Genomic DNA, 21,288 nt, shown 5'->3' with positions numbered 1-21,288 from the left:
GTGAGAAGGTCTGACTTTGGAGATCGCGAGCGCGCCGATAACGATTATCGGCGGCGCTTCTTATCCACCGGTCACCGGCGGGAAAAACGCAATCTCGCTGTCCTGCCGGACCACGAAATTATTGGCCACCATTTCGTGATTCACGGCCACGCGCACGGGCCGTTGGATATCGAGTGCTTCGGCGGCATCCGGGCCGCGTTCCATGAGCCGATTGCGCAGCCCGTCTATCGTGATCTGCGCGGCGTCGATATCGACGATTTCCTGCGCCATGCCGAGTTTCTCGCGAATGCTCGCGAAATATTTAATGGTGAGTTTCATGAAAGCGTTCCTGATGCGGAGTACGGCAGCCGTATTTTCATAAGCGTTTTTCAACCCCAGCGAAGCATGGCTTGCTCGTCGTGCGTTTTGGCTTCGACCCAATGCGCGTTGCCGTCGCGGTTAATTTCTTTCTTCCAGAATGGCGCGTGCGTCTTCAGAAAGTCCATGATGAATTCGCAGGCCTCGAAGGCGGCCGCGCGATGCGGTGATGCCACCACGACGAACACCACCGCGTGACCGAGCGCGATGCGCCCGACGCGGTGCACGATCTTCACCGCATCCAGCGACCAGCGCGCCGCCGCTTCCTCGACGATGCTCCAGAGCGAATGCTCGGTCATGCCCGGATAGTGTTCGAGTTCGAGCGCGACAATGTCGTCGCAGTCGCCGTTATTGCGCACGATGCCGATGAAATCCACCACGGCGCCCACGTTGGGATTGCGCATGATCGGCGAGACCTCGGCGACGACGTCGATAGGGGCGTGTTGCACGCGCACTTCGAAGCCCGCCGCAATGCCGCCGGCTGGCGTCGGGGTGTCTGTCGCGAGTGGCGTATCGCTGGCTTGCCGCTCGTCTTGGGCGGAGTGCTGTGTCATTGCGTGATGTCCTCGAAGGTCCGCAGCGCGGGATTCGTGAGGCCCAAAGCCGTGCGAGCGGTTCAGCCGCCCACCAGCGACATGCGCACGGTGGGCCAGGTTTTACCGGTCCCGGCGCGGCGGCGGTCTGCATTCAATTCCGAATAGCGGTCGTCGCGCGCATTCCATCGCGCGTGAATGGCGTCCATCAATTGCTCGCCGGGCACGGCTTCGCCGAGCCACGGTTTCAGATCCGCGCCTTGCGTCGCGAACAGGCAGGTGTAGAGCTGGCCGTCGGCGGAAACGCGTGCGCGCGAGCATTCCCCGCAAAAGGGTTCGGAAACGCTGGCGATAAAACCGACCGTGCCTTTTCCGTCCGCGTGACGATAATTCACCGAGGTGGCGCCGCTATCCGCGTGATCGGCGGCAATGAGCGGAAATTCCTTTTCGACGATTGCGCGAATATCGCGCGCTTTCAATACCGTGGAATTCGACCAGCCGGCCGCGCCGCCGACATCCATGAATTCGATAAAGCGCAGCGCAATCTCGCTGCCTTTGAAATGGCGCACGAGCGGCAGAATCTGATGGTCGTTCACGCCGCGTTCGATCACCGTGTTGACTTTCACGGGCGCGAGGCCCACGGCCTGCGCCTGTTCGATGCCGTCGAGAATGCGCGCGACCGGCAGATCCACATCGCTCATGCGGCGGAATACGGCGTCGTCGAGCGCGTCGAGGCTGACTGTCACGCGCGAGAGACCCGCATCGCGCAACCCTCGCGCACGCGCGCCCAGCAGCGAGCCATTCGTGGTGAGCGCGATGTCGAGCGGTTTGCCCTTCAGCGTGGTCATCCGCGCGAGGCGTTCGATCAGCGTTTCAAGTCCGCGCCGCAACAGCGGCTCGCCGCCGGTGATGCGGATTTTCTCGACGCCGAGCGCGACGAATGCGTGCGCGATCTTCATCATTTCGTCGAACGAGAGCCGCTCCGATGCGCGCAGAAAGCGATAGTGCTCGTCGAAGACCTCGCGCGGCATGCAGTAGGTGCAGCGGAAATTGCACTGATCGATGACGGAGAGGCGCAAATCGCGCAGCGGCCGGTCGCGACCGTCGCGCACCGCGGCGGCGGGCGAAGCCACGGCGCGGTCGGGCACGGCGGGTTCAACAATAACGGCTTCGGCGATGGCGTTCACGATCAGTGTGGGTCTGGCGAAATAGCGTTTGGAAAAACGGCGGCATCGCGCTATTGCGGCGCCTGGTGGCGGCCGGATCGCGCGATGTCGCGAGCGTGTAAGGAGCATAGTGCCGCGAGCGCCCGAGACTGGTGCACAGTCGGCGACGGAACACAGCAGTACAGTTGCGGTCTGCGGGGCGACGCGAGATCGAATCAACCGGCTCGATTCGCTCGGGTCAATTCAGATACGGCCAGCGCGCGCCCGTGTAAAACGGGCGACGCGCGGCGTCATGGGGATCAGTGATAACCGGGGTCGCCCTCGCGCACCTTGCCCCGGAAGACGCGATATTGCATCGCGTTGTAGACGAGAATGATCGGCAGCACGATTACGGTGCCGACGAGCGCGAAAAGCTGGCTCGAATGCGTGGACGAGGCTTCCCAGATCGTCAGCGAAGGCGGAATGATATACGGCCAGATGCTGATAATGAGCCCCGTATAGCCGAGAAAGCAGATGAGCAGCGAAAGCACGAATGGCGTGGTTTCGTGGCGCGCGCGCAGCGAATGGAAAATACCCCACACGCTGGCAACGACCAGAATCGGCACCGGCAGGAACCAGCCGAGATTGCCGCTAAAGAACCAGCGCTGTCTCACCGAAGGCAAACCGAGCACGGTCCACAGGCTGACCACGGTGATGGCGAGCAGCAGCACCGCTACGAGCGGGCGCATGATTTCGCGCATTTTGCGCTGTAGCTCGCCGTCCGTTTTCATGATGAGCCAGCCGCAGCCGAGCGTCGCGTAGGTGAGCAGCACGCCGAAACCGCAGAACACGCTGAATGGCGAGAACCAGTCGAACGGATCGCCGGCGAATTTAGCGTCGACGATCTTGATGCCTTGCAGCAGCGAGCCGAGCGTGATGCCCTGGCACATGGCGGCGAGCGCCGAGCCGCCGATAAACGCGAGATCCCACGCATGCTGCGTGCGCGTGGCTTTCGCGCGCAATTCGAATGCCGCGCCGCGAAAAATCAGGCCCACCAGCATCAGCACCAGCGGCATGTAATTGGCGGGCAGCAAGGTCGAATAAACCACGGGAAAGGCGCCGTATAAACCGGCGCCGCCGAGCACGAGAAAGGTTTCGTTGCCGTCCCAGACGGGCGCGACGGTATTGAGCATCACCTCGCGTTCGCCCTTGCCTTCGAAAAACGGAAAGAGCAGGCCGATGCCGAGATCGAAACCGTCGAGCATCACATAGATAAAGACGCCGAGTCCGATAATGGCGGCCCAGATCACAGGAAGGTCGATTTGCATGGCCTTACTCTCCCACCACGGCGTCGAGCGCGCGATTGTGCAGTCCCGGATATTTGAGCGACTCGTTTGTTTCCACGCCGGTCGCCGGACCTTTCTTCATCATCTTGAGCATGTAATACACGCCCGTGCCGAATACGAGGAAATAGACGATCACGAAAATCAGCAGCGATACGCCCGCTTGTTGCGCGCCGATGGGCGAAACCGAATCGATGGTACGGACCACGCCATAGACGGTCCACGGCTGGCGGCCGACTTCGGTGGTGATCCAGCCCGCGAGTAGCGCCAGAATGCCCGATGGCCCCATGCACAGCACCAGCCGCTGAAACCAGCGCGATTCATAAAGCCGTCCGCCCGATCGCAGCAGCAGGCCGAGCACGGCGGTCAGCAGCATCAGCATGCCGAGTCCCGCCATGATGCGGAACGTCCAGAATACGATGGGCGAATAGGGCCGGTCTTGCGGCGCAAATTCCTTGAGGCCGCGAATTTCGCCATTCCAGCTATGCGTGAGAATCAGGCTGCCTAAATGCGGTACCTGGATGGCGTAGCGCGTGACTTCGGCATCCATATCGGGAAAGCCGATGAGATTGAGCGCGGTGCCGCCGTGTTCGGTTTCCCAAAGGCCTTCGATGGCTGCGATTTTCGCGGGCTGATATTCGCGCGTATTGAGGCCGTGCGCGTCGCCGACGAAAATCTGCACGGGCGCGAGCACGAGCAGCATCCAGAGCGCCATCGAAAAACTGCGCTTGACCGGCACGTCGCGGCGGCCATGCAGCAAATGCCATGCGCCGCACGCGGCCACGATAAACGCGGCCACGATAAATGCCGCGATCGTCATATGCGCGAGGCGGAAAGGAAAGGACGGATTGAAAATCACTTTCCACCAGTCCACGGGCACGATGCGGCCGTTCTCGATCGCATAGCCTTGCGGCGTCTGCATGAAGCTATTCGACGAAAGAATCCAGAATGTGGAAATGAGCGTGCCGATTGCCACCATCACCGTCGAAAAGAAATGCGCTTTGGGACTCACGCGACTCCAGCCGAACAGCATCACGCCAAGAAAACCGGCTTCGAGAAAGAAAGCGGTCAAGACTTCATAGGTCAGCAGCGGACCGGTAATATTGCCCGCTATGGTCGAAAAGCCGCTCCAGTTCGTGCCGAATTCGTACGCCATCACGACACCCGAGACCACGCCCATGCCGAAGCCTACCGCGAAGATTTTCACCCAGAAGCGGTACATGTCTTTATACGCGGGGTCGCCGGTCAGCAGCAATCGCCATTCGAGCACGGCCAGAAAACTCGCCATACCGATGCTGATCGCCGGAAAGACAATATGAAACGAGACCGTGAAAGCGAATTGCAGCCTGGCGAGATGAAATGCGTCGAAGATATCCATGATTCTTTTGCACTCCCTTAACGACTGCATGCGCATGCCCACGGCCGCGTGCCGGGACCGCGCGCTACCCGGCCCGGCAAGCGGCCATGCCTGTGCCTGATTCGCCGCGCCTAATTCCCCGCCGCACGCATGACGTGTACTGGCACGGATTTATACGAGGGCGTGCCGCTCTCCTTGTCGATATAGTCGAGCGGAACGAGCACATTGGCTTCAGGATAGTACGCAGCGACAGAACCGCGCGCGATGCTGTACACGATCGCCGTAATGTTCTTCAGACGAAGCGCGCGCCCCGACGACGTCACCGTTTCGATATCGACGAGATCGCCGTGTTCGATGCCATAGGCCGCCATGTCGTCGGCGTTCATGAACAGCACGTCGCGGCGGCCGAACACACCGCGATAGCGGTCGTCCATCGCGTAGATCGTCGTGTTGTACTGGTCGTGGCTGCGAATCGTAATGAGCCGCAGCACGTTTTGCGCGCCCAGCACGTCGGCGTCTTCTTTCACGCCGCCGTAGACGGAGAATTCGGCCTTGCCCGAGGGCGTGTGCCAGTGCCGCTCGGTGGGCGGCAGCGGCAGACGGAAGCCGCCCGGCACGCGAATGCGCCGGTTGAAGTCCTCGAAGCCGGGCACGGTGCGTTCGATCAGATCGCGGATCTTGTCGTAATCGGCGATCAATTCCATCCACGGCACTTTGGTATTCGGCAGCGTCGCGCGCGCCATGCCCGCGACGATCGCGGGTTCGGAGCGCAACTGGTCGGACGCGGGCGTGAGCTTGCCCGCCGACGCATGCACCATCGACATCGAATCTTCCACGGTGATCGATTGCCGTCCGCTGCTTTGCAGGTCGAGTTCCGTGCGGCCGAGGCACGGAAACAAGTAAGTTTCCTTCGACACCAGCAAATGCGTGCGATTGAGTTTGGTGCCGATATGCACGCCGAGATCGAGTGCGGCCATCGCGGGAAACGATTGCTCGGAGTCGGGCAGCGCCACCGCGAAATTGCCGCCGAGGCACAGCAGCGCCTTGGCCGTGCCGTCGATCATCGCCTGCATGGCCTGTACCGCGTCGTGGCCGTGGCCGGCGGGCGGTGTGAAGCCGCACGCGTCCTCAATCAGTTTAAGAAAAGCTTTCGACGGCTTTTCGGTAATGCCTACCGTACGATTGCCTTGCACGTTCGAATGGCCGCGCAGCGGGCAAATGCCCGCACCGGGCTTGCCGAAATTGCCGCGCATCAGCAGCAGGTCGGCGATCAGGCGCACGTTGGCCGTGCCTTTGTTGTGCTGCGTGACGCCCATGCCGTAGGTGACGATGGTCGCGTTCGATTTCGCGTAGGCGAGGGCCACGTGTTCGAGGTCGGGGCGCGCGAGGCCGCTGGCTTTCTCGATGTCGTCCCACGAGGTGGCGTCGAGATCGGCTGCGAAGGCGTCGAAGCCGGAAGTGTGCTGCGCGATGAATGCCTTGTCGAGCACGCCGCCTTGTTCCGCTTCCATTTGCAACAGCGCTTTCATTACGCCTTTGAGCGCGGCCGCGTCGCCGCCCGCATCGACCTGAAAATAGGTGGAGGCGATGCGCGTCGAGCCGAACGTCGCCATTTCGAACATGCTTTGCGGATCGGCGAAACGTTCGAGCGCGCGCTCGCGCAGCGGATTGAACACGATGATCGGCACGTTGCGCCGCGCGGCTTCGTGCAGCGTGCCCATCATGCGCGGATGATTCGTGCCGGGATTATGGCCGATGGCGATAATCAATTCCGTCGAATCGAAATCGTCGAGCGAGACCGTGCCTTTGCCGATGCCGATCGATTGCGGCAGGCCGACGCTGGTCGGCTCATGGCACATATTCGAGCAATCGGGGAAATTATTGGTACCGAATTCACGCGCGAATAACTGATAGAGAAACGCGGCTTCGTTCGATGCACGCCCGGACGTATAGAACTCCACCTGATCCGGCGAAAGCGAACGCAGAATTTCGCCGATGCGCGAAAAGGCGTCTTCCCAGTCGACAGGGCGAAACGTATCGGTCGCGCGGTCGTAGACGAGCGGATGCGTGAGCCGCCCCATGTCCTCAAGTTCGTAATCGGTCTTTTGCAGCAGCGACGTGACGGTATTCGCCGCGAAGAATTCCGGCGTGACGCGTTTGGTGGTGGCTTCCCAGGTGACGGCCTTTGCGCCGTTTTCGCAGAACTGGAACGTGGACCGATGTTCCTTGTCGGGCCACGCGCAGCCGGGGCAATCGAAGCCGTCGGGCTGATTGGTGCGCATCAGCGTGATGGGCGCCTCGATGCTTTCCATCTGATCGTGAATCGCCTGCGCGGTCGCTTTGAGCGCGCCCCATCCGCCTGCGGGACCGGTGTAGGGATGGACGCCTGGCACATCACGTAGTTTCGTCATAGGAAACTCCATTCGGTGTTCCGCATAGCGGATGAAATCCAGTCCCTGTTGTCAGGATTCAGTTTAGGAAATCCCGATATGGAGACAAGAATGAAATACCCCGATTCGCCATCGCGTGTTTCCGCGGATAGGTCCACGTTGTGTTTAATTGAATATATCGATTTCCCAAGACAAATAACGCGCTTCGAAATGCGCAATGCCGCCGAAGCGGCTTGCGAACAGGGCGGAATTGAAGCGTGCCAGCCCATTCTAGGGACGCGCGTTCAGCGCGTGAACTACCGCCGATCCGATATGAGCTATCGGCGGCGGCGTGAATGGCATTAGTGTTTTACCGGTACGACTTTGCCACGAAACAGGTGATACTGATAAAGGTTGTAGCCAATCATGATCGGAAAGACGATACCGATGCCAAACAGCATGAAGGTGAGCGTGGTGCTGTCCGAAGCGGCGGCCGCTACCGTCAACTGGCCGGGCACGATATACGGGAACATGCTGATCGCGAGGCCCGCGAACGAGAACACGAACAGCAGCGTCGCGCCCGCGAACGGACCGTGTTCGCCGCGCATGTGTATCGCGTAGAGCACGTAGGCGAAGGTCAGCGCGGCGAGCACCGCGAGCGCGATCAGCAGATGGAACACGCCTTGCTCCTGCCAGCGCGTGATGCCCACGGGGCTCAGCTTGAGCGTCGCGAACGAGACCACGAGCGCGGCGGCCACGGTCGTGAACACGGCCACGATTGCATGGCGGCGCGAGCGGCTTTCAATGTCGCCTGTGGTCTTCTTCACGAGCCAGGTCGCACCGAGCAGGCAATAGCCGGACACCACACCCACGGCGGTCGCGGCCACGAAGCCGGCGCTCGCGAGGCCCGGCACGAAGCCGGTGAGGATCTTGCCGAGCACGATGCCCTGCGAGATTGCCGCGAGCAGACTGCCGAGACCGAACACGCGGTCCCACACGAGTTTGCTGGTGTGGGCGGCGTGGCGGAATTCGATGGCTGCGCCGCGCATGATGAAGCTCGCGATCAGCACCATCACGGGCACGTAGAGGTCCGAGAGGATCATCGCGTAGGCGGCGGGGAACGCGCCGAACAGCGCGCCGCCGAGCGCGACGAGCCAGGTTTCGTTGGCGTCCCAGACGTGGCCGATGGACTGGATCATGAGGTCGCGGTCGGCTTCGCGTCGGCGCAGCAGCGTGAGGATGCCGACGCCGAGATCGAAGCCGTCGGTGACGACATAGAGCACGAGCATCAGGCCGATGAGTCCGAACCACGCGTGGTTCAAGAGGTCCTGAGTTGAAGCGGGGGTCATGTGACTTCCTGTGCGATAAATGCGGTTCTTGAAGACGTGGCGGCGTTCAATAATCGACGGCGTGCGGCACCGCCTGGCGCACCGGTTCGACGGGCGGCATCAGCGCGAGATCGGGGCCGTTGCGTAGCCAGCGGCGCGCGAACACGAAGAAGGACGTGATGAGCACAACGAAGAATGCGGTGAACATGATCATGCTGCCCGTGATCGCGCCCGCCGGAATCGCGGAGGCCGCGTGATCGGTGCGCAGCAGACCGTAGACGACCCACGGCTGGCGGCCCACTTCGCGCACGATCCAGCCGCATTCCACGGCGATATACGGCAGCGGAATCGCGAGTACCCACGCGAGCAGCAGCTTGCGTTGTGCGAGCAGCGCGTCGAGATGGCCGCGCGATTTACGCAGCGCATAGAGCGTCCAGAACGCGAGCACCATGAACAGGAAGCCGATGCCGGCCATCGCGCGGAACGCGTAGTAAAGCAGCGGCAGCATGGGTGGTTGGTCGGCGCGCGCAATGTCGCGCATGCCCGTGACCTTGCCGTGCAGGCTATGCGTGCCGAGAATGCTCAGCATGCCCGGCACTTCGAGCGACCAGTCGTTGGTCTGCTTCGCGGCGTCGGGCCACGCGAGCAGCGACCAGCTCGCGCCCGTGCCCGGCGCATTGGTTTGCCAGTGGCCTTCGATCGCCGCGCCCTTGGCGGGCTGCGTTTCGAACACGTCCACGCCGCTCGAATCGCCGAGCCAGATCTGCACGGGCGCAACGAAGGCGAGCAACAGCAGCGCGAGTTTGAACGAACGCACAAAGAACGTCGGATTGCGGCGTTTGAACAGGTAATAGGCCGAGATGCCCGCGATCACCACGAGGCCGGTTTCGAGTGCGGCGAACCACATGTGCGAGACGCCCCAGGCCATGTCGGGATTGAAAATGGCTTTCACGTAATCGGTGACCACGAGCTTGCCGTCCACCAGCGCCACGCCGCGCGGCGTTTGCAGCCACGAGTTCGCGACCATGATCCAGAACGCGGAAAGCGAGGAGCCGAGCGCGACCATCGCGGTGGCGAACAGATGCACGCCCTTGGGCACGCGGCCCCAGCCGAGCATCATGATGCCGACGAAGCCCGCTTCGAGCATGAACGCCATTGCGCCTTCGAAGCCGAGAATATTGCCGAAGAACTGGCCCGTGTATTGCGAGAACGGTCCCCAGTTGGTGCCGAATTGAAACTCCATCGGAATGCCGCTCACCACGCCCACGGCGAAATTGAGTATCAGCAGCTTGCTCCAGAAGCGCGCGTGTCGATACCAGACCACGTCGCTGGTTTTCACCCAGAGCGTTTCGACGACGAGCAGAAAAGCGGAAAGGCTGATCGTGAGAATCGGCCAGAGTATGTGAAAGATCGCGGTCAGGGCAAACTGGCCGCGTGCCAGATTCAGGGCTTCGACAGACATGAGGGTCACCAGGCAGATTGAACGGCGCGTGCGCCCGCATCGGGCGCGGCGCGCGTCATGAAAACTTCGAAAAGCAGCTTGAAAAGCGCTTTAAAACGCGGGCATGGCCGCAGGCTCGGAGGACGCGTGCAACAGCACGGGAATCGACTTGGAAGTCGGCGTGTTGCAAACGTCGCCCACACTCGCGAGCGGCACGAGCGGATTGGTCTCGGGGTAATAGGCGCCGATGCAGCCGCGCGGAATGTCGTATTCCACGAGACGGAAATGATCGGCGCGGCGTACGATGCCGTCGTCCCAGACCGTGCTCATATCGACCCAGTCGCCATTCTTGAAACCCAGCATGGCGATGTCGGCGGGGTTGATGAACACCACGCGGCGCTGGCCGAACACGCCGCGATAGCGGTCGTCGAGCGCGTAGATCGTGGTGTTGTACTGATCGTGCGAGCGCGTTGTCATGAGCGTCATCAGGCGGTCGCCGTGCTGCGCTTTAGCGCGTGCGATCGGCGTGTCCTGCTGCACGGCGTGCACGATGAAATTCGCTTTGCCCGTGTCGGTTTTCCAGTCGCGCTCGCGCGAGGCCACGCGCAGATGAAAACCACCCGGATGCTGGATGCGCTCGTTGTAGCGGTCGAAGCCTTCGACGGTTTGTTCGATGGCGTCGCGCACTTTCGCATAGTCGCCCGCGTAGCCGAGCCAGTCCACTTTCGCGTCGCCGAGCGTCGCGTGCGCGATATTCGCCACGATCGCCGTTTCCGACATCAGGTTCGGCGACGCCGGCTTGTTCATGCCGTACGAGATGTGCACCATGCTCATCGAGTCCTCGACCGTCACGCCTTGCGCGATGCCGTTCTGCACGTCGATTTCGGTGCGCCCGAGCGTCGGCAGAATCAATGCGTTTTCGCCGTGGACGAGGTGGCTGCGATTGAGCTTCGTGGTGATATGCACGGTGAGCCTGCACGAACGCAGGCCGTCGAATGTGCGCAACGTATCGGGCGTTGCCATGGCGAAGTTGCCGCCGAGCCCGATAAACACTTTCAGATGGCCTTCGATCATGTGCTCGACCGTTTCCACCACGTCGAGTCCATGTTCGCGCGGCGGCGCGAAATCGAATACCGTGCCGAGTCGATCGAGAAACGCTTGCGAAGGTTTCTCCTCGATGCCCACGGTGCGATTGCCCTGCACGTTCGAATGGCCGCGCACGGGGCACAGCCCCGCGCCTTCGCGGCCGATATTGCCGCGCATCATCAGCAGATTGGACAGCAGATGCACGGTCTGCACCGAATGCTTGTGCTGCGTGATGCCCATGCCCCACGTGGCGATCACGCGCTTGCCGTTCGCATAGACGCGCGCGAGTCCTTCGATATCTTCACGCGCCACGCCGGATTCCGCTTCGAGCAGCGGCCAGCTTTCGTTGCGCAGATCTTCGGCGAAGGCCGCGAAGCCGAGCGTGTGCTGCTGAATGAAGTCGATATCGAGCACGCGCTCCGTGCCGTTTTCGAGCGCTTCGTCGTCGAGTTCGATCAGGCGTTTGGCCACGCCTTTAATCAGCGCGAAATCGCCGCCGAGTTTCGGCTGAATAAACATCGAGGCGATTTTCGTGCTGCCGAACGTGATCATTTCCATCGGATGCTGCGGGCTCGTGAAGCGTTCGAGCCCGCGTTCGCGCAGCGGATTCACCGAGACGATCGTCGCGCCGCGTCGCGACGCCTCGCGCAATTCGCCGAGCATGCGCGGGTGATTCGTCGCCGGATTCTGGCCGAAGATAATGATGGTGTCGGCGGCTTCGAAGTCGTCGAGCGTGACCGTGCCTTTGCCGATGCCGACCGTCGACGGCAGGCCGCGGCTGGTGGCTTCGTGACACATGTTCGAACAGTCGGGGAAATTGTTGGTGCCGAACATCCGCACGAACAACTGATAGACGAACGCGGCTTCGTTGCTCGCGCGGCCCGAGGTGTAGAACGCGGCTTCGTCGGGCGAATCGAGTTCGTTCAGGTGCTTCGCGATCAGCGCGAAGGCGTCGTGCCAGGCGATGGGTTGATAGCGGTCGGTGATCGCGTCGTAGACCATCGGGTCGGTGAGGCGGCCGTGTTGTTCGAGTTCGTAGTCGGTCTGCTTCATCAGCGACTCGACGGTATGCGATTCGAAAAAGTCCGGCGTGACGCGCTTGGTGGTCGCTTCGGCGGCCACGGCTTTCACGCCGTTTTCGCAGAACTCGAACGTCGATGCATGCTGGCGGTCGGGCCATGCGCAGCCGGGGCAGTCGAAACCGTCCGGCTGATTCTGTTTGAACAGCGTGCGGTAACTGCCGCCCGACACACGCTCCTTGATCAGATTGATGGCGACATATTTGAGTGCGCCCCAGCCCGCGGCGGGGTGGTGATACGCCTCGATTTTTCCCTTTGGCTTGGCCTTGTCCATTACCCTTGGCTCCGTTGACGTTGCGCGGCCCCGGGTCGATCCGCGAGGCGTAAAGCGCTGTATCTGCTTAGGTGAAAGCGTAAAAGGTAAGGACGGCGTGCATGACACACAAAATCCGTTCGCAACTTAGAGTACAGTTGCGCCGCGCCACCGCAGTACACTGCGCGAGCCATGCTGTGAGCGACTGAAGGGAGAACGCAGTGAAACTCTATGAAAAGCTCGCGGACGACATTGAAACGTTGATCCGCAAGGGCGTGTACCGGCCGGGTGATCGCGTGCCGTCGGTGCGCCAGGCGAGCCAGCAGCACCGCATCAGCATTACCACGGTGATTCGTGCGTATTTGCTGCTGGAAAGCCGTGGCGTGCTCGAAAGCCGCCCGCAATCGGGTTATTTCGTGAGCGTGCGCGTGAGCGAAGGCAGTGTGCAATCCGATGAATTGCGCCCGAGTCAGCCGATTGCCGTATCGGCCACAGTCGACGTGAGCCGGCTCGTGTTGTCGACGTTACGTTCCATCGGCACCGACGACGCCGTGCCGCTCGGCTCGCCGTATCCCGATCCGCAATTGTTTCCGTATGAAAAGATCAATCGCTATGCGTCGGCGGTGGGGCGCAAGAAATCGCTGTGGGGTGTGAACAACGCCTTGCCGCCGGGTAACCCGGAATTGCTGCGGCAAATTGCCCGCCGCTATCTCGAGAACGGCATGGCCGTGGACCCCAACGAGATCATCGTGACCGTGGGCGCGACCGAAGCCATGAATTTGTGCTTGCAGGCCGTGGCGAAACCGGGCGACGTGATCGCCGTGGAATCGCCCACGTTCTACGCGATGCTGCACGCCATCGAGCGTTCGGGCATGAAGGCCATCGAAGTGGCGACGCATCCCGAATACGGCATGGATGTGGGCGCGCTCGCGAAGATCATCGAAACGCAAAAGGTGGCGGCCTGCATGGTGATGCCGAATTTCCAGAATCCGCTCGGCTTTTTAATGCCCGACGAACGCAAGCGCGAACTCGTCGATCTGCTTGCGAAAGCGGAGATTCCGGTGATTGAAAACGGCGTCTATAACGAGCTGTATTTTGGCGATTCGCATCCGACCACGCTTAAATCGTATGATAAAAAGGGCATGGTGCTGCATTGCGGATCGTTTTCGAAAAGCCTGACGGCCGCGTATCGCATTGGCTGGGCTTTGCCGGGGCGTTACCGCGATCAGGTCGAGAAACTGAAGTTTCTGAATACGCTCACGACCTCGGTCGTTCCGCAATTGGCCATTGCCGAATATCTCGAACGCGACGGCTACGAGCATCATCTGCGACGCATTCGAAAGAATTACGCGCAGCAGGCCAATCTGATGAAGGCGATGGTCACGCGTTTCTTTCCGGCGGGCACGCGCATGTCGAGTCCTGCGGGCGGCTATGTGCTGTGGATCGAACTGCCTGCAAAGGTCGATTCGATGAAGCTCTACCAGCTTGCGCTGGCGCGCGGCATTACGATCGGGCCGGGTTATATGTTTTCGGTCTCGGACAATTATCGAAACTTCATTCGCCTCAATTACAGCAGCCCGTGGTCGCCGGAAATCGAGCAGGCGATTATCACGGTGGGCAAGCTCGCGGCGTCTTGTGCGCGTTGAGCGTGGCGGCGCGCGCGAGTACAGCGTGCGCGCCGCGCGGCTCTAGGTGAGCTGATAGTACGGGCCGGGCTGCGTGGCGGGCGGCAAGGCTTCGTCGCACAGTTCGAGCACCGCGCGTTCGATCGTGCAGGTCATCGCGTCGAGCGCGAGATTGTTGGGCGCAAGCCCGAACGGATCGGAGATTTCGCTGGCAATCGCTTCCAGCGCGAGCAGCGTATAGGAAACGAACACGCAGATCAGCGGCGTGGCAAAGCCAATCGAATCGATCAGGCCGAAAGGCAGCAGCGCGCAATAGGCGTAGACCGTGCGATGCAGGAGCACGCCGTAGGCGAACGGAATCGGCGTGGCGAGAATGCGTTCGCAGCCGCCCACGGCCGCGCCGAGATCGTTGATCTGCTGATCCATCAGCCACAGTTGCGTGTCGGAAAGCGCGCCCGCGCGCTTGAGCGCGGCAAGGTGACGGCGTACTTCGTCGAGCAGGACGATCGGCCGGAAAACGCGTGTGCCCAACGCGGCCGCTTGCTCTGCGCCCAGCAGGCGCGTGAAATCGGCGCTGGGATCGGAATGGCGCAATTCGTGTTTGAGCGCGTAAGCGAAAGCAATCAGCAAACGCGGCACGCGGCGATTTTCGAATGGCGCGGCGCTGGCTGGCACGTAATTGCGGAATTGCGAAATGAGCGCGCGCGCCGAAATCAGCACATTGCCCCACAAGCGGCGCGCTTCCCAATAGCGTTCGTAACTCGCGTTATTGCGGAACGCGAGAAAGATCGTCAGCGCCACGCCGCACAGCGTGAAAGGCGTCGTGTTCAGTGGAATCTTTTCGCCGAGAATGCGGCCGTGCGTGCACATCGCGAGCACGCTCACGAGCGTCATAAACGCGAGTTGCGGGATGATCGCCTTGAGGACGGAGCCATGCCAGACAAAAAGCATGCGAAACCAGTTCGGCGCGGGGCGGATGATCATAGAAGGGACGTCAGGAGTTTCGTCGAAGGGCGCATTCGATCGTGCGGAATACGGTGCGCACGATCAGGAATAGTCGAAGCGTACGCGGGCTCGATTTGCACGAGTACGCACACTTCATCGCCGATCCGAAGAGTACAGTTTTGACGTCCCGGATTGAAATGCGAACGGGCGCGGCGCGCCTTGGGGCTAGTGAATCACGACCGCGTTGCGGCCCGCGTGTTTCGCGCGGTACAGCGCGAGATCGGCGGCGGCGAAGGCGGCCTGGCTGCTCGCGGCGTCGAGTGCGGAGCGTTGCGTGAGCGCCGCGCCGACACTCACCGTCACCACGCCCGCCTTGGAATGCCGATGCGCGATGTCGAGCTGCATCACGCCGCGCCGCAGCTTTTCGAGGATGGTGGGCACTTCGCCGCGAGGCTGGCCGCTGAGCAGCATGCCGAATTCCTCGCCGCCCATGCGCCCCGCGATCACCTGATATTCGTCGGCCACTTCCTGCAAAACCGCGGCGACTTTTTGCAAACAGACGTCGCCGGCCGGATGACCATAGGTATCGTTGTATTGCTTGAACCAGTCGATATCGACCATGACGGCGGTGAGCCAGTCGCCGGGCTGCGCGTCGTGCCATTTCTGGCGCACGCTTTCGAGCATGAAGCGGCGGTTGAACAGGCGCGTCACGGGATCGGTGGCGGTCGCGCAGCGCAGCTTCAGATCGTTCTCGATCATGGCGCGCAAATGCTCGAACACATCGCGATGCGCCGCGGTCAGCACGCGCGGTTCCGGGTCCATCGCGCAGAGCGCGCCCACGCGCTCGCCGTCGGGCGCGTGCAGCGGAATGGCCGCGTAGAAGCGCACGTGGGGCGCGTGGGTCACCAGCAGGCATTGCGTGAAGCGCGGATCGCCGCGCGTGTCTTCCACCACGAAAAGCTCGTCGCTTTCGATCACGTAATTGCTCAGCGACTGCTTTCGCGGCACCGGATGCAAGACGGCGCCGGCCTCGGCGCGATAGTGCTGATGTTCGGCGTCGAGCAGCAGCACGGCCGTGATCGACGCGCCCGTGACGGTCTTGAGAATGGCGGCGGCGTGGCGAAAGCACTCGCGCATGACCTGATCGTCGTGCAGCAGCCATTCGATGATCGGCGAGTCGCCGGACTCGCGGGCGCCATGGACTTCCGCGCCATGAAAGGCGGAAGGGAGGCGATCGTCAGGGGAAAAGGCCAATGCGGAGTCCGTGGGTTGCCGTCGAGCACAGGTCAACGGCATTTTCCGCGCGAACTTGAGTGCCAGGCGCCGGAAACAGCGGAATAAATTCGCGCTGATTCGTATGATGAAATTCGGTGCGCGATGTGCTATTTGTGAATCATCGCCATGACGAGGAAGTGAAACGGCAGGGTCAGCAGCACGGTGGCGCCAAAACCGACGCACCAGAGAATGGCAATCCACTTCAGATCGTGCAGAAAGCGCTGGCGGCGATTCCCCGACTCACGTTTCATGGCCGACTCCTGTTGAAGGTCTGCTGGGGCATTATGGCATCGCCTTGCGCCGGCGATCAATACGTGGCGCAGGCGATGCGGGATAGCGGAAGTGACGCGAAAGACGGCCAACGAAATCGTTCGACAAAATCGATGGCATTCCTGATTAATGTATTGCGTGGCGCGCTTCAGGATGCAGCGTCTTTTCAGACTTCGGCGTTCTCGCGGTGTTCGAAGGTCTCGGCCACAAACATCTTCAAGGTCTCGACGATCTTGCGCACGCGCGCGGGTACGGGCCGTTGCGGGCGGATCAGCAGATTCAACGCCAGCGCGGGCACCTCGTAGTCGGGCAGCACGCGCACGAGACGTCCCGCTTCGATGGCGGCGGTCGCCGCCGGTTCCTCCAGCACGCCCATGCCGACGCCCGCGATCACCATCTCGTACATCGGCCGCCAGTGCGTGGTTTTGATGGTCGTGCGGATCGGCACGCTGTCGACGATGGCGCTGTCGAGCGCGAGCGGCAACTGGTTCGCGTCGAACGTGCCTTTCACGCGAATGAAGTTGTGCTCCGCGAGTTGCGAAGGGGTATCGATGGCTGCGTGGCGCTGCAGATAATCGGGCGACGCCACCAGCAGGCGACGGACCTGCCCGAGCGGCCAAGCAATATACGCGCCGTCACCGAGCGGGCCGAGGCGAAACGAAATATCGACGCCTTCAGTCACGAGATCGGCGATCTTGTCGTTCAAGACGAGTTCGATATCGAGCCGCGGATAGGTTTCGCGCACGCGCTTCAAACCTTCCGGCAGGATCGTTTCACCAAAGCAGTGCGGCGCGGCAATACGGATCGTGCCTTTGACGATCTGCTCGTCGTTGGCCACTTCCGCGAGTGCCTGCTCGACCGCGCCCAGCACGGACTTGCTGCGTTCGTGGAAGATGATGCCTTCCGGCGTGCACTTGAAGGTGCGCGCGTTGCGCAGCAGCAATTGGCAGCCGAGAAATTTTTCCAGCCGTTCGATCCGCTCGCTCACGGCAGGCTGGCCGATGTCCAGATCGCGCGCGGCGCCCGAAATGCTGCCGCGCTCGACCACTCTCACGTAAATCCGCATGGCTTCGAGCAGGTTCATGCGCCGCTCCTTGCCGTTCGCGGCAATAACGCGTACGTGCGCGCCGTCCATCTATCTGCGACTCCTTGCATGCTTTGCGCTCCTGATCCGAAGCGTCGCGTGGAAGGAATGCGACGCCATCATGAGTCACAGATTAAAAGGACACAGTGAGTCGCAGAATGCACAAATCGGCGCGGTTGATGAGAGTACAGTTTGAGTGGCGGTGTCTTGCGCCCAGGCATCGGGCTGCGCAGGGCGAGTGCTATTCTCGATAAGCCAATCCGGCGGCGCGCGGCCGGTGCTTTCATCCGATGTAAGCGATTTGTCGGATTGAATGCGAGCGCGCCTGGACGCTGCTTGGACGCTGTGAATTGGCTCCAGGGCCTGGCGCATGAACGCGCGGGCTGTTCATCGGAGAATCGACATGACCGGACAGACATTGAGCGCAGCGTTCATTGAGGAACAGCGTCAGCGCTTGCTCGCGATGCAGCGCGACGTGCTGGGCAGCGAGGAAAACACGATAGGCGCGGAGCGTAACGACGAAGAATCCACCGGCTCGGAAGCCCAGGAATACGAAGACGACGCGCAGAGAATGGAGCAGGATATTGCGAATCAGGCGCTGCGCAATATGAATGTGCAGCGCATTGCCGATATTCAGCGCGCGCTAGAAAAAATCGCCGATGGTACTTACGGTTTTTCCGATCAGAGCGGCGATCCCATTCCCATCGAACGCCTGAAAGCATTGCCCGAAGCGGTGTTGACCGTGCAGGAGCAAAGCGCGCGCGACGCCCGGCATTGAGCGTCGGCGTCGCGATGTTTCGAGGCCGCCTTGCGCGATCGAGCGGCTTTTAAGCCACCGCGCTAACCGGCTCGTCAAACAGTTCGAGCAGTTCCGTCATGGTCGCGCGCGGCGCGGCGCGCCACAGTGCACCGTGCACAATCTCGCTATAAAGCTCGATGGCTTCGGGTGAGCGCGCATCGATCTGCCTGGCCTCCAGCACGAGATCGAAGAGTTTCGTCGCGGTGCGGATGATGCTGCCTGCTTGTGCGTGGGCGATAGTTGTATTCATTCTCGACGTATCGGCAAATAAATCGGAAACTTGAGGAATCAAGGTCCCGATCCTGTTTTTGCGTCGCCGTAAGGTTCTCTTAAGTCACCTGCGTATAGCGTGGACAGTTTTCATGGACGTTGCGTCCTTCTGGAGGCTGCCCTTGAATACCACCACGGAAAAAACCTTGCTGGACGCGGCCACGAAAGTGCCCGCCCTCACGCTCGGATTCTGGATCATCAAGATTGCCGCGACCACGCTGGGCGAAACCGGCGGCGACTGGGTCACCATGTCGTTGAATCTCGGCTATCTCGTCGGCACGCTGATCTTTTTCGCGGCTTTTGTCGTGCTCGTTGCCGCTCAGGTGCGCGCGCAAAATTTCAACCCCGCGCTCTATTGGGCGACGATCGTCGCCACCACCACGCTCGGCACGACGCTCGCCGACTTCTGCGACCGCTCGCTCGGAATCGGTTATCCAGGTGGCGTGGCGATCATCGTCGCGCTGCTCGTGCTGAGTCTCGCGATCTGGTATCGCAGCGAAGGCACCGTGTCGATCGAGAGCGTAAGCACGCCGCGCGTCGAATGGTTTTATTGGGCCACGATTCTCTTTTCGCAAACGCTCGGTACCGCGCTCGGCGACTGGGTCGCGGGCGACGATCGCGGCGGCCTCGGTCTGGGTTTCGAAATGGGCGCGGCGATTTTCGGCGCGGGCCTCGTGGTCGTGGGGCTGCTGTGGCTGTGGCGCGGTGTCTCGCGCACGGCGCTGTTCTGGGCGGCCTTCGTGCTGACGCGGCCGCTTGGCGCGACGCTCGGCGACTTGCTCGATAAGCCGGTTGCGCAGGGCGGTCTCGATGTCAGCCGGTTTTACGCCTCGGGCATTTTGCTGATTTTCATGGTGCTGAGCGTTGCGTTGATTCCGCAACGGGCCGCAAGCCGTTCTTCCTCCGTGTAAGGCTTTCCCTTTCTATTCGTTACGGAATCGAAGGGTATTGAGCGTTGCTCATCGACACGTTCGCGGCGTGCGAGCGATTCACGGCGTCGCGCACGCGTAATTGCTCGCGCGATCGGGATTGCCCTTGCCGAGATATCGCGGATACGCGGGATAGCGGCACAAGGGCCGCGTGCGGCCATTGGTGTCCTGCGCGATATCGGTGGTCACGAGCGCGTCCGGCGCAACGCCGCGCGACACCCAATCGTCGAGCGCGCCGATCAGATCGACGGATGGAATGAACACGCCATTGCCGTGCTGATAACCGGGCACCATGTAGAGCCGCATGAAGCTGTCCACGCGCGCCTCGCCGTAACGCGCGACGAGGTTCTCGTACCACGCGATGGTCTGATTCGGGCTGATCACTTCATCGGCGAGACCATGCAGCGTGATGAGTTTGCCGCCGCGCGCGATGTAATGCGCGACATCGGGATTCATCGCGCCGATGGTCGCCGAAAGCATGGCGAGCCGCTGCTGATAGCGGCCCGGATGCATCACGTCGAAATTCGACGAATCGAAGGTCGGGTCGTGCGTGATGAAGTATTTGATGTACGCGTCGCCCTGCGCGTAGAGATAGCCGTTCGCGCGGAAGGTGAGTTGCGGCGAACGGTCGGGCACATGCGCGAGACCGAGCGTGCTCGTGAAGCGCGTGCCCTGAAAGACGTTGTAGCCGCGATAACGGTCGACGTTCCAGGCGAGCGCGTAGGGCAGATGCAGACCGTCGCGCAGCTTTTGCAGCGTCGCGAGTTGCGGCGGCGTGAGGCAATCGTCGTGTGAATCGTGTGAGGCGTTGTGATCGGTGGCATCGGCGGGACAGCGCAGCGAATCGATGATCTGCGGTTCCAGCGCGCGGCAGGCCACGACATTGCTGATGATGCCGTCCGCCGCGCCGTCGAGCTTGTCGCACGCCTGCATCGTGCGCGCGTAGACGCGTTCGAGCAGCGCGGGCGGCACATAGCCGCCCGGCACGCGATATTCGAGCCGGCCGATTTCCACGCCGATCAATCGCACGCCGGAAAAATTCAGCGCGGGCGAATTGGCGATCACGCCGTCGTAGTCGTCGGGATAGCGCTGGATGACCGTGTAGCCTTCGCGCCCGCCGGTCGAGCCGCCTGCGAAATACATGTGTTCGGGCACGCGTCCGTAGCCGCGTTCGATCAGCGCGAGCGCCACGTCGTGGGTTTTCTTCAGATGCGCGTAGCCGAAGTTGGTCACGGCTTCGTCGAGCAGGCCGAAGGTGGCGACCGACGAGTCGCCGTTGTGGCCCGAGTCGTCGCCGAAGGTGGCGTAGCCGCGCGCGAGCGGCGCGCGGTCGGGCGAGAACGGCATCGGTCCGGTGCCGGTCACCACCACGCCGCTATAGCCGCCGCCGCCGAATTGCAGCGCGCGGCCATTCCAGCGGCTCGGCAGATTCACTTCGAAGCGGATATCCGGCGCGCCCGCCGTCTGCGCGCGGATCACGCCGGTCAGTCGGCAGAAGTCGCCGTTCAGATTGCCGGTGGCCGTCGCGGCGATCATCGTGGCGGTCTGCACGAGCGCGCCGTCGGTCGGCAGGGCAATGGCGGCGGGCGGCAGCAGCACGCCCGCGAGATCGGTGCAATGCAGCGGCAGGTCGGGCGCGCGCTGCGCGTGCGCGACGCCGCTCGCGAGGAACGTGAGCGCCGCGCCGGCGGCCGCGTGGAATCGAATGCTACGCGCGAACGGCCGGTGTGCTTTCATCGCTCCATAGGGCGGTTGAGTCGAATGGGAAGGCGGCGGCACGATGGCCGCGCGCGAGACCGC

18 protein-coding genes are annotated in these 21,288 nt (G+C 61.9%); 3 read left to right on the top strand and 15 right to left on the bottom strand.

Going from position 1 to position 21,288, the window contains the following annotated elements; genetic code table 11:
• Positions 1-60: 60 nt before the first annotated feature.
• The 9 genes from moaD to U4Y88_RS11790 all read right to left on the bottom strand — a co-directional run bounded on the left by moaD (position 61) and on the right by U4Y88_RS11790 (position 12,312).
• Complete coding sequence (moaD, locus tag U4Y88_RS11830) at positions 61-318, bottom strand: molybdopterin converting factor subunit 1 (RefSeq protein WP_321784072.1); 258 nt, start codon at positions 316-318, stop codon at positions 61-63.
• Between the two features lie 50 nt (positions 319-368).
• Entirely contained in the window at positions 369-911 is a 543-nt protein-coding gene (locus U4Y88_RS11825; protein ID WP_321784070.1) for a molybdenum cofactor biosynthesis protein MoaE, read from the bottom strand.
• Positions 912-973: 62 nt separating this feature from the next.
• Positions 974-2,077, bottom strand: coding sequence for a GTP 3',8-cyclase MoaA (gene moaA, locus U4Y88_RS11820; protein ID WP_415774426.1), 1,104 nt, complete (start codon positions 2,075-2,077; stop codon positions 974-976).
• Positions 2,078-2,355: 278 nt separating this feature from the next.
• Complete coding sequence (gene cydB / locus U4Y88_RS11815) at positions 2,356-3,363, bottom strand: cytochrome d ubiquinol oxidase subunit II (RefSeq protein WP_321784068.1); 1,008 nt, start codon at positions 3,361-3,363, stop codon at positions 2,356-2,358.
• Positions 3,364-3,367: 4 nt separating this feature from the next.
• On the bottom strand, positions 3,368-4,756 hold the full coding sequence (locus U4Y88_RS11810) for a cytochrome ubiquinol oxidase subunit I (RefSeq protein WP_321784067.1): 1,389 nt from the start codon (positions 4,754-4,756) through the stop codon (positions 3,368-3,370).
• 110 nt (positions 4,757-4,866) lie between these two features.
• On the bottom strand, positions 4,867-7,146 hold the full coding sequence (locus U4Y88_RS11805) for an FdhF/YdeP family oxidoreductase (protein WP_321784065.1): 2,280 nt from the start codon (positions 7,144-7,146) through the stop codon (positions 4,867-4,869).
• Positions 7,147-7,466: 320 nt separating this feature from the next.
• Positions 7,467-8,453: a cytochrome d ubiquinol oxidase subunit II gene (gene cydB, locus U4Y88_RS11800; protein ID WP_224013373.1), complete on the bottom strand. Its 987-nt coding sequence runs from the start codon at positions 8,451-8,453 to the stop codon at positions 7,467-7,469.
• A 46-nt stretch (positions 8,454-8,499) separates the two neighbouring features.
• Positions 8,500-9,894: a cytochrome ubiquinol oxidase subunit I gene (locus U4Y88_RS11795; protein WP_321784063.1), complete on the bottom strand. Its 1,395-nt coding sequence runs from the start codon at positions 9,892-9,894 to the stop codon at positions 8,500-8,502.
• Positions 9,895-9,984: 90 nt separating this feature from the next.
• Positions 9,985-12,312 (bottom strand): FdhF/YdeP family oxidoreductase, encoded by a 2,328-nt coding sequence (locus U4Y88_RS11790; protein WP_321784061.1) that lies wholly within the window; start codon positions 12,310-12,312, stop codon positions 9,985-9,987.
• A gap of 200 nt (positions 12,313-12,512) precedes the next feature.
• On the opposite strand from U4Y88_RS11790, the gene U4Y88_RS11785 reads away from it, so the two are divergent.
• Positions 12,513-13,937, top strand: coding sequence for a PLP-dependent aminotransferase family protein (locus U4Y88_RS11785; protein ID WP_321784059.1), 1,425 nt, complete (start codon positions 12,513-12,515; stop codon positions 13,935-13,937).
• 42 nt (positions 13,938-13,979) lie between these two features.
• Here U4Y88_RS11785 and U4Y88_RS11780 read toward each other — a convergent pair whose 3' ends face one another.
• The 4 genes from U4Y88_RS11780 to U4Y88_RS11765 all read right to left on the bottom strand — a co-directional run bounded on the left by U4Y88_RS11780 (position 13,980) and on the right by U4Y88_RS11765 (position 17,490).
• Positions 13,980-14,900 (bottom strand): bestrophin family protein, encoded by a 921-nt coding sequence (locus U4Y88_RS11780; protein ID WP_321784057.1) that lies wholly within the window; start codon positions 14,898-14,900, stop codon positions 13,980-13,982.
• Between the two features lie 186 nt (positions 14,901-15,086).
• A complete protein-coding gene (locus U4Y88_RS11775; RefSeq protein WP_224013368.1) occupies positions 15,087-16,115 on the bottom strand; it encodes a sensor domain-containing diguanylate cyclase in 1,029 nt (342 codons plus the stop codon).
• A 128-nt stretch (positions 16,116-16,243) separates the two neighbouring features.
• A complete protein-coding gene (locus U4Y88_RS11770; RefSeq protein WP_224013367.1) occupies positions 16,244-16,387 on the bottom strand; it encodes a hypothetical protein in 144 nt (47 codons plus the stop codon).
• 185 nt (positions 16,388-16,572) lie between these two features.
• Positions 16,573-17,490 carry a LysR family transcriptional regulator gene (locus U4Y88_RS11765; RefSeq protein ID WP_321784055.1) on the bottom strand — a complete coding sequence of 306 codons (918 nt, stop codon included), beginning with the start codon at positions 17,488-17,490 and terminating at the stop codon, positions 16,573-16,575.
• A gap of 370 nt (positions 17,491-17,860) precedes the next feature.
• On the opposite strand from U4Y88_RS11765, the gene U4Y88_RS11760 reads away from it, so the two are divergent.
• Positions 17,861-18,268: a TraR/DksA family transcriptional regulator gene (locus tag U4Y88_RS11760; protein WP_321784052.1), complete on the top strand. Its 408-nt coding sequence runs from the start codon at positions 17,861-17,863 to the stop codon at positions 18,266-18,268.
• A gap of 49 nt (positions 18,269-18,317) precedes the next feature.
• On the opposite strand, the gene U4Y88_RS11755 is transcribed toward U4Y88_RS11760, so the two are convergent.
• Entirely contained in the window at positions 18,318-18,581 is a 264-nt protein-coding gene (locus tag U4Y88_RS11755; protein ID WP_310631179.1) for a hypothetical protein, read from the bottom strand.
• Between the two features lie 100 nt (positions 18,582-18,681).
• Between U4Y88_RS11755 and U4Y88_RS11750 the strand changes: the two genes are divergently transcribed.
• On the top strand, positions 18,682-19,470 hold the full coding sequence (locus U4Y88_RS11750; protein ID WP_321784050.1) for a hypothetical protein: 789 nt from the start codon (positions 18,682-18,684) through the stop codon (positions 19,468-19,470).
• Between the two features lie 78 nt (positions 19,471-19,548).
• On the opposite strand, the gene U4Y88_RS11745 is transcribed toward U4Y88_RS11750, so the two are convergent.
• The gene (locus tag U4Y88_RS11745) at positions 19,549-21,225 is read right to left on the bottom strand and encodes a tannase/feruloyl esterase family alpha/beta hydrolase (RefSeq protein ID WP_321784048.1); all 1,677 of its coding nucleotides are present in this window, start codon (positions 21,223-21,225) and stop codon (positions 19,549-19,551) included.
• Between the last annotated feature and the right edge of the window lie 63 nt (positions 21,226-21,288).

The sequence above is a fragment of the Paraburkholderia sp. J94 genome (assembly GCF_905220285.1).
GTDB lineage: Bacteria > Pseudomonadota > Gammaproteobacteria > Burkholderiales > Burkholderiaceae > Paraburkholderia > Paraburkholderia tropica_A.
The sequence above is the reverse complement of the archived record's forward strand: the minus strand, read 5'-3'. Positions and strand labels throughout refer to the sequence as shown.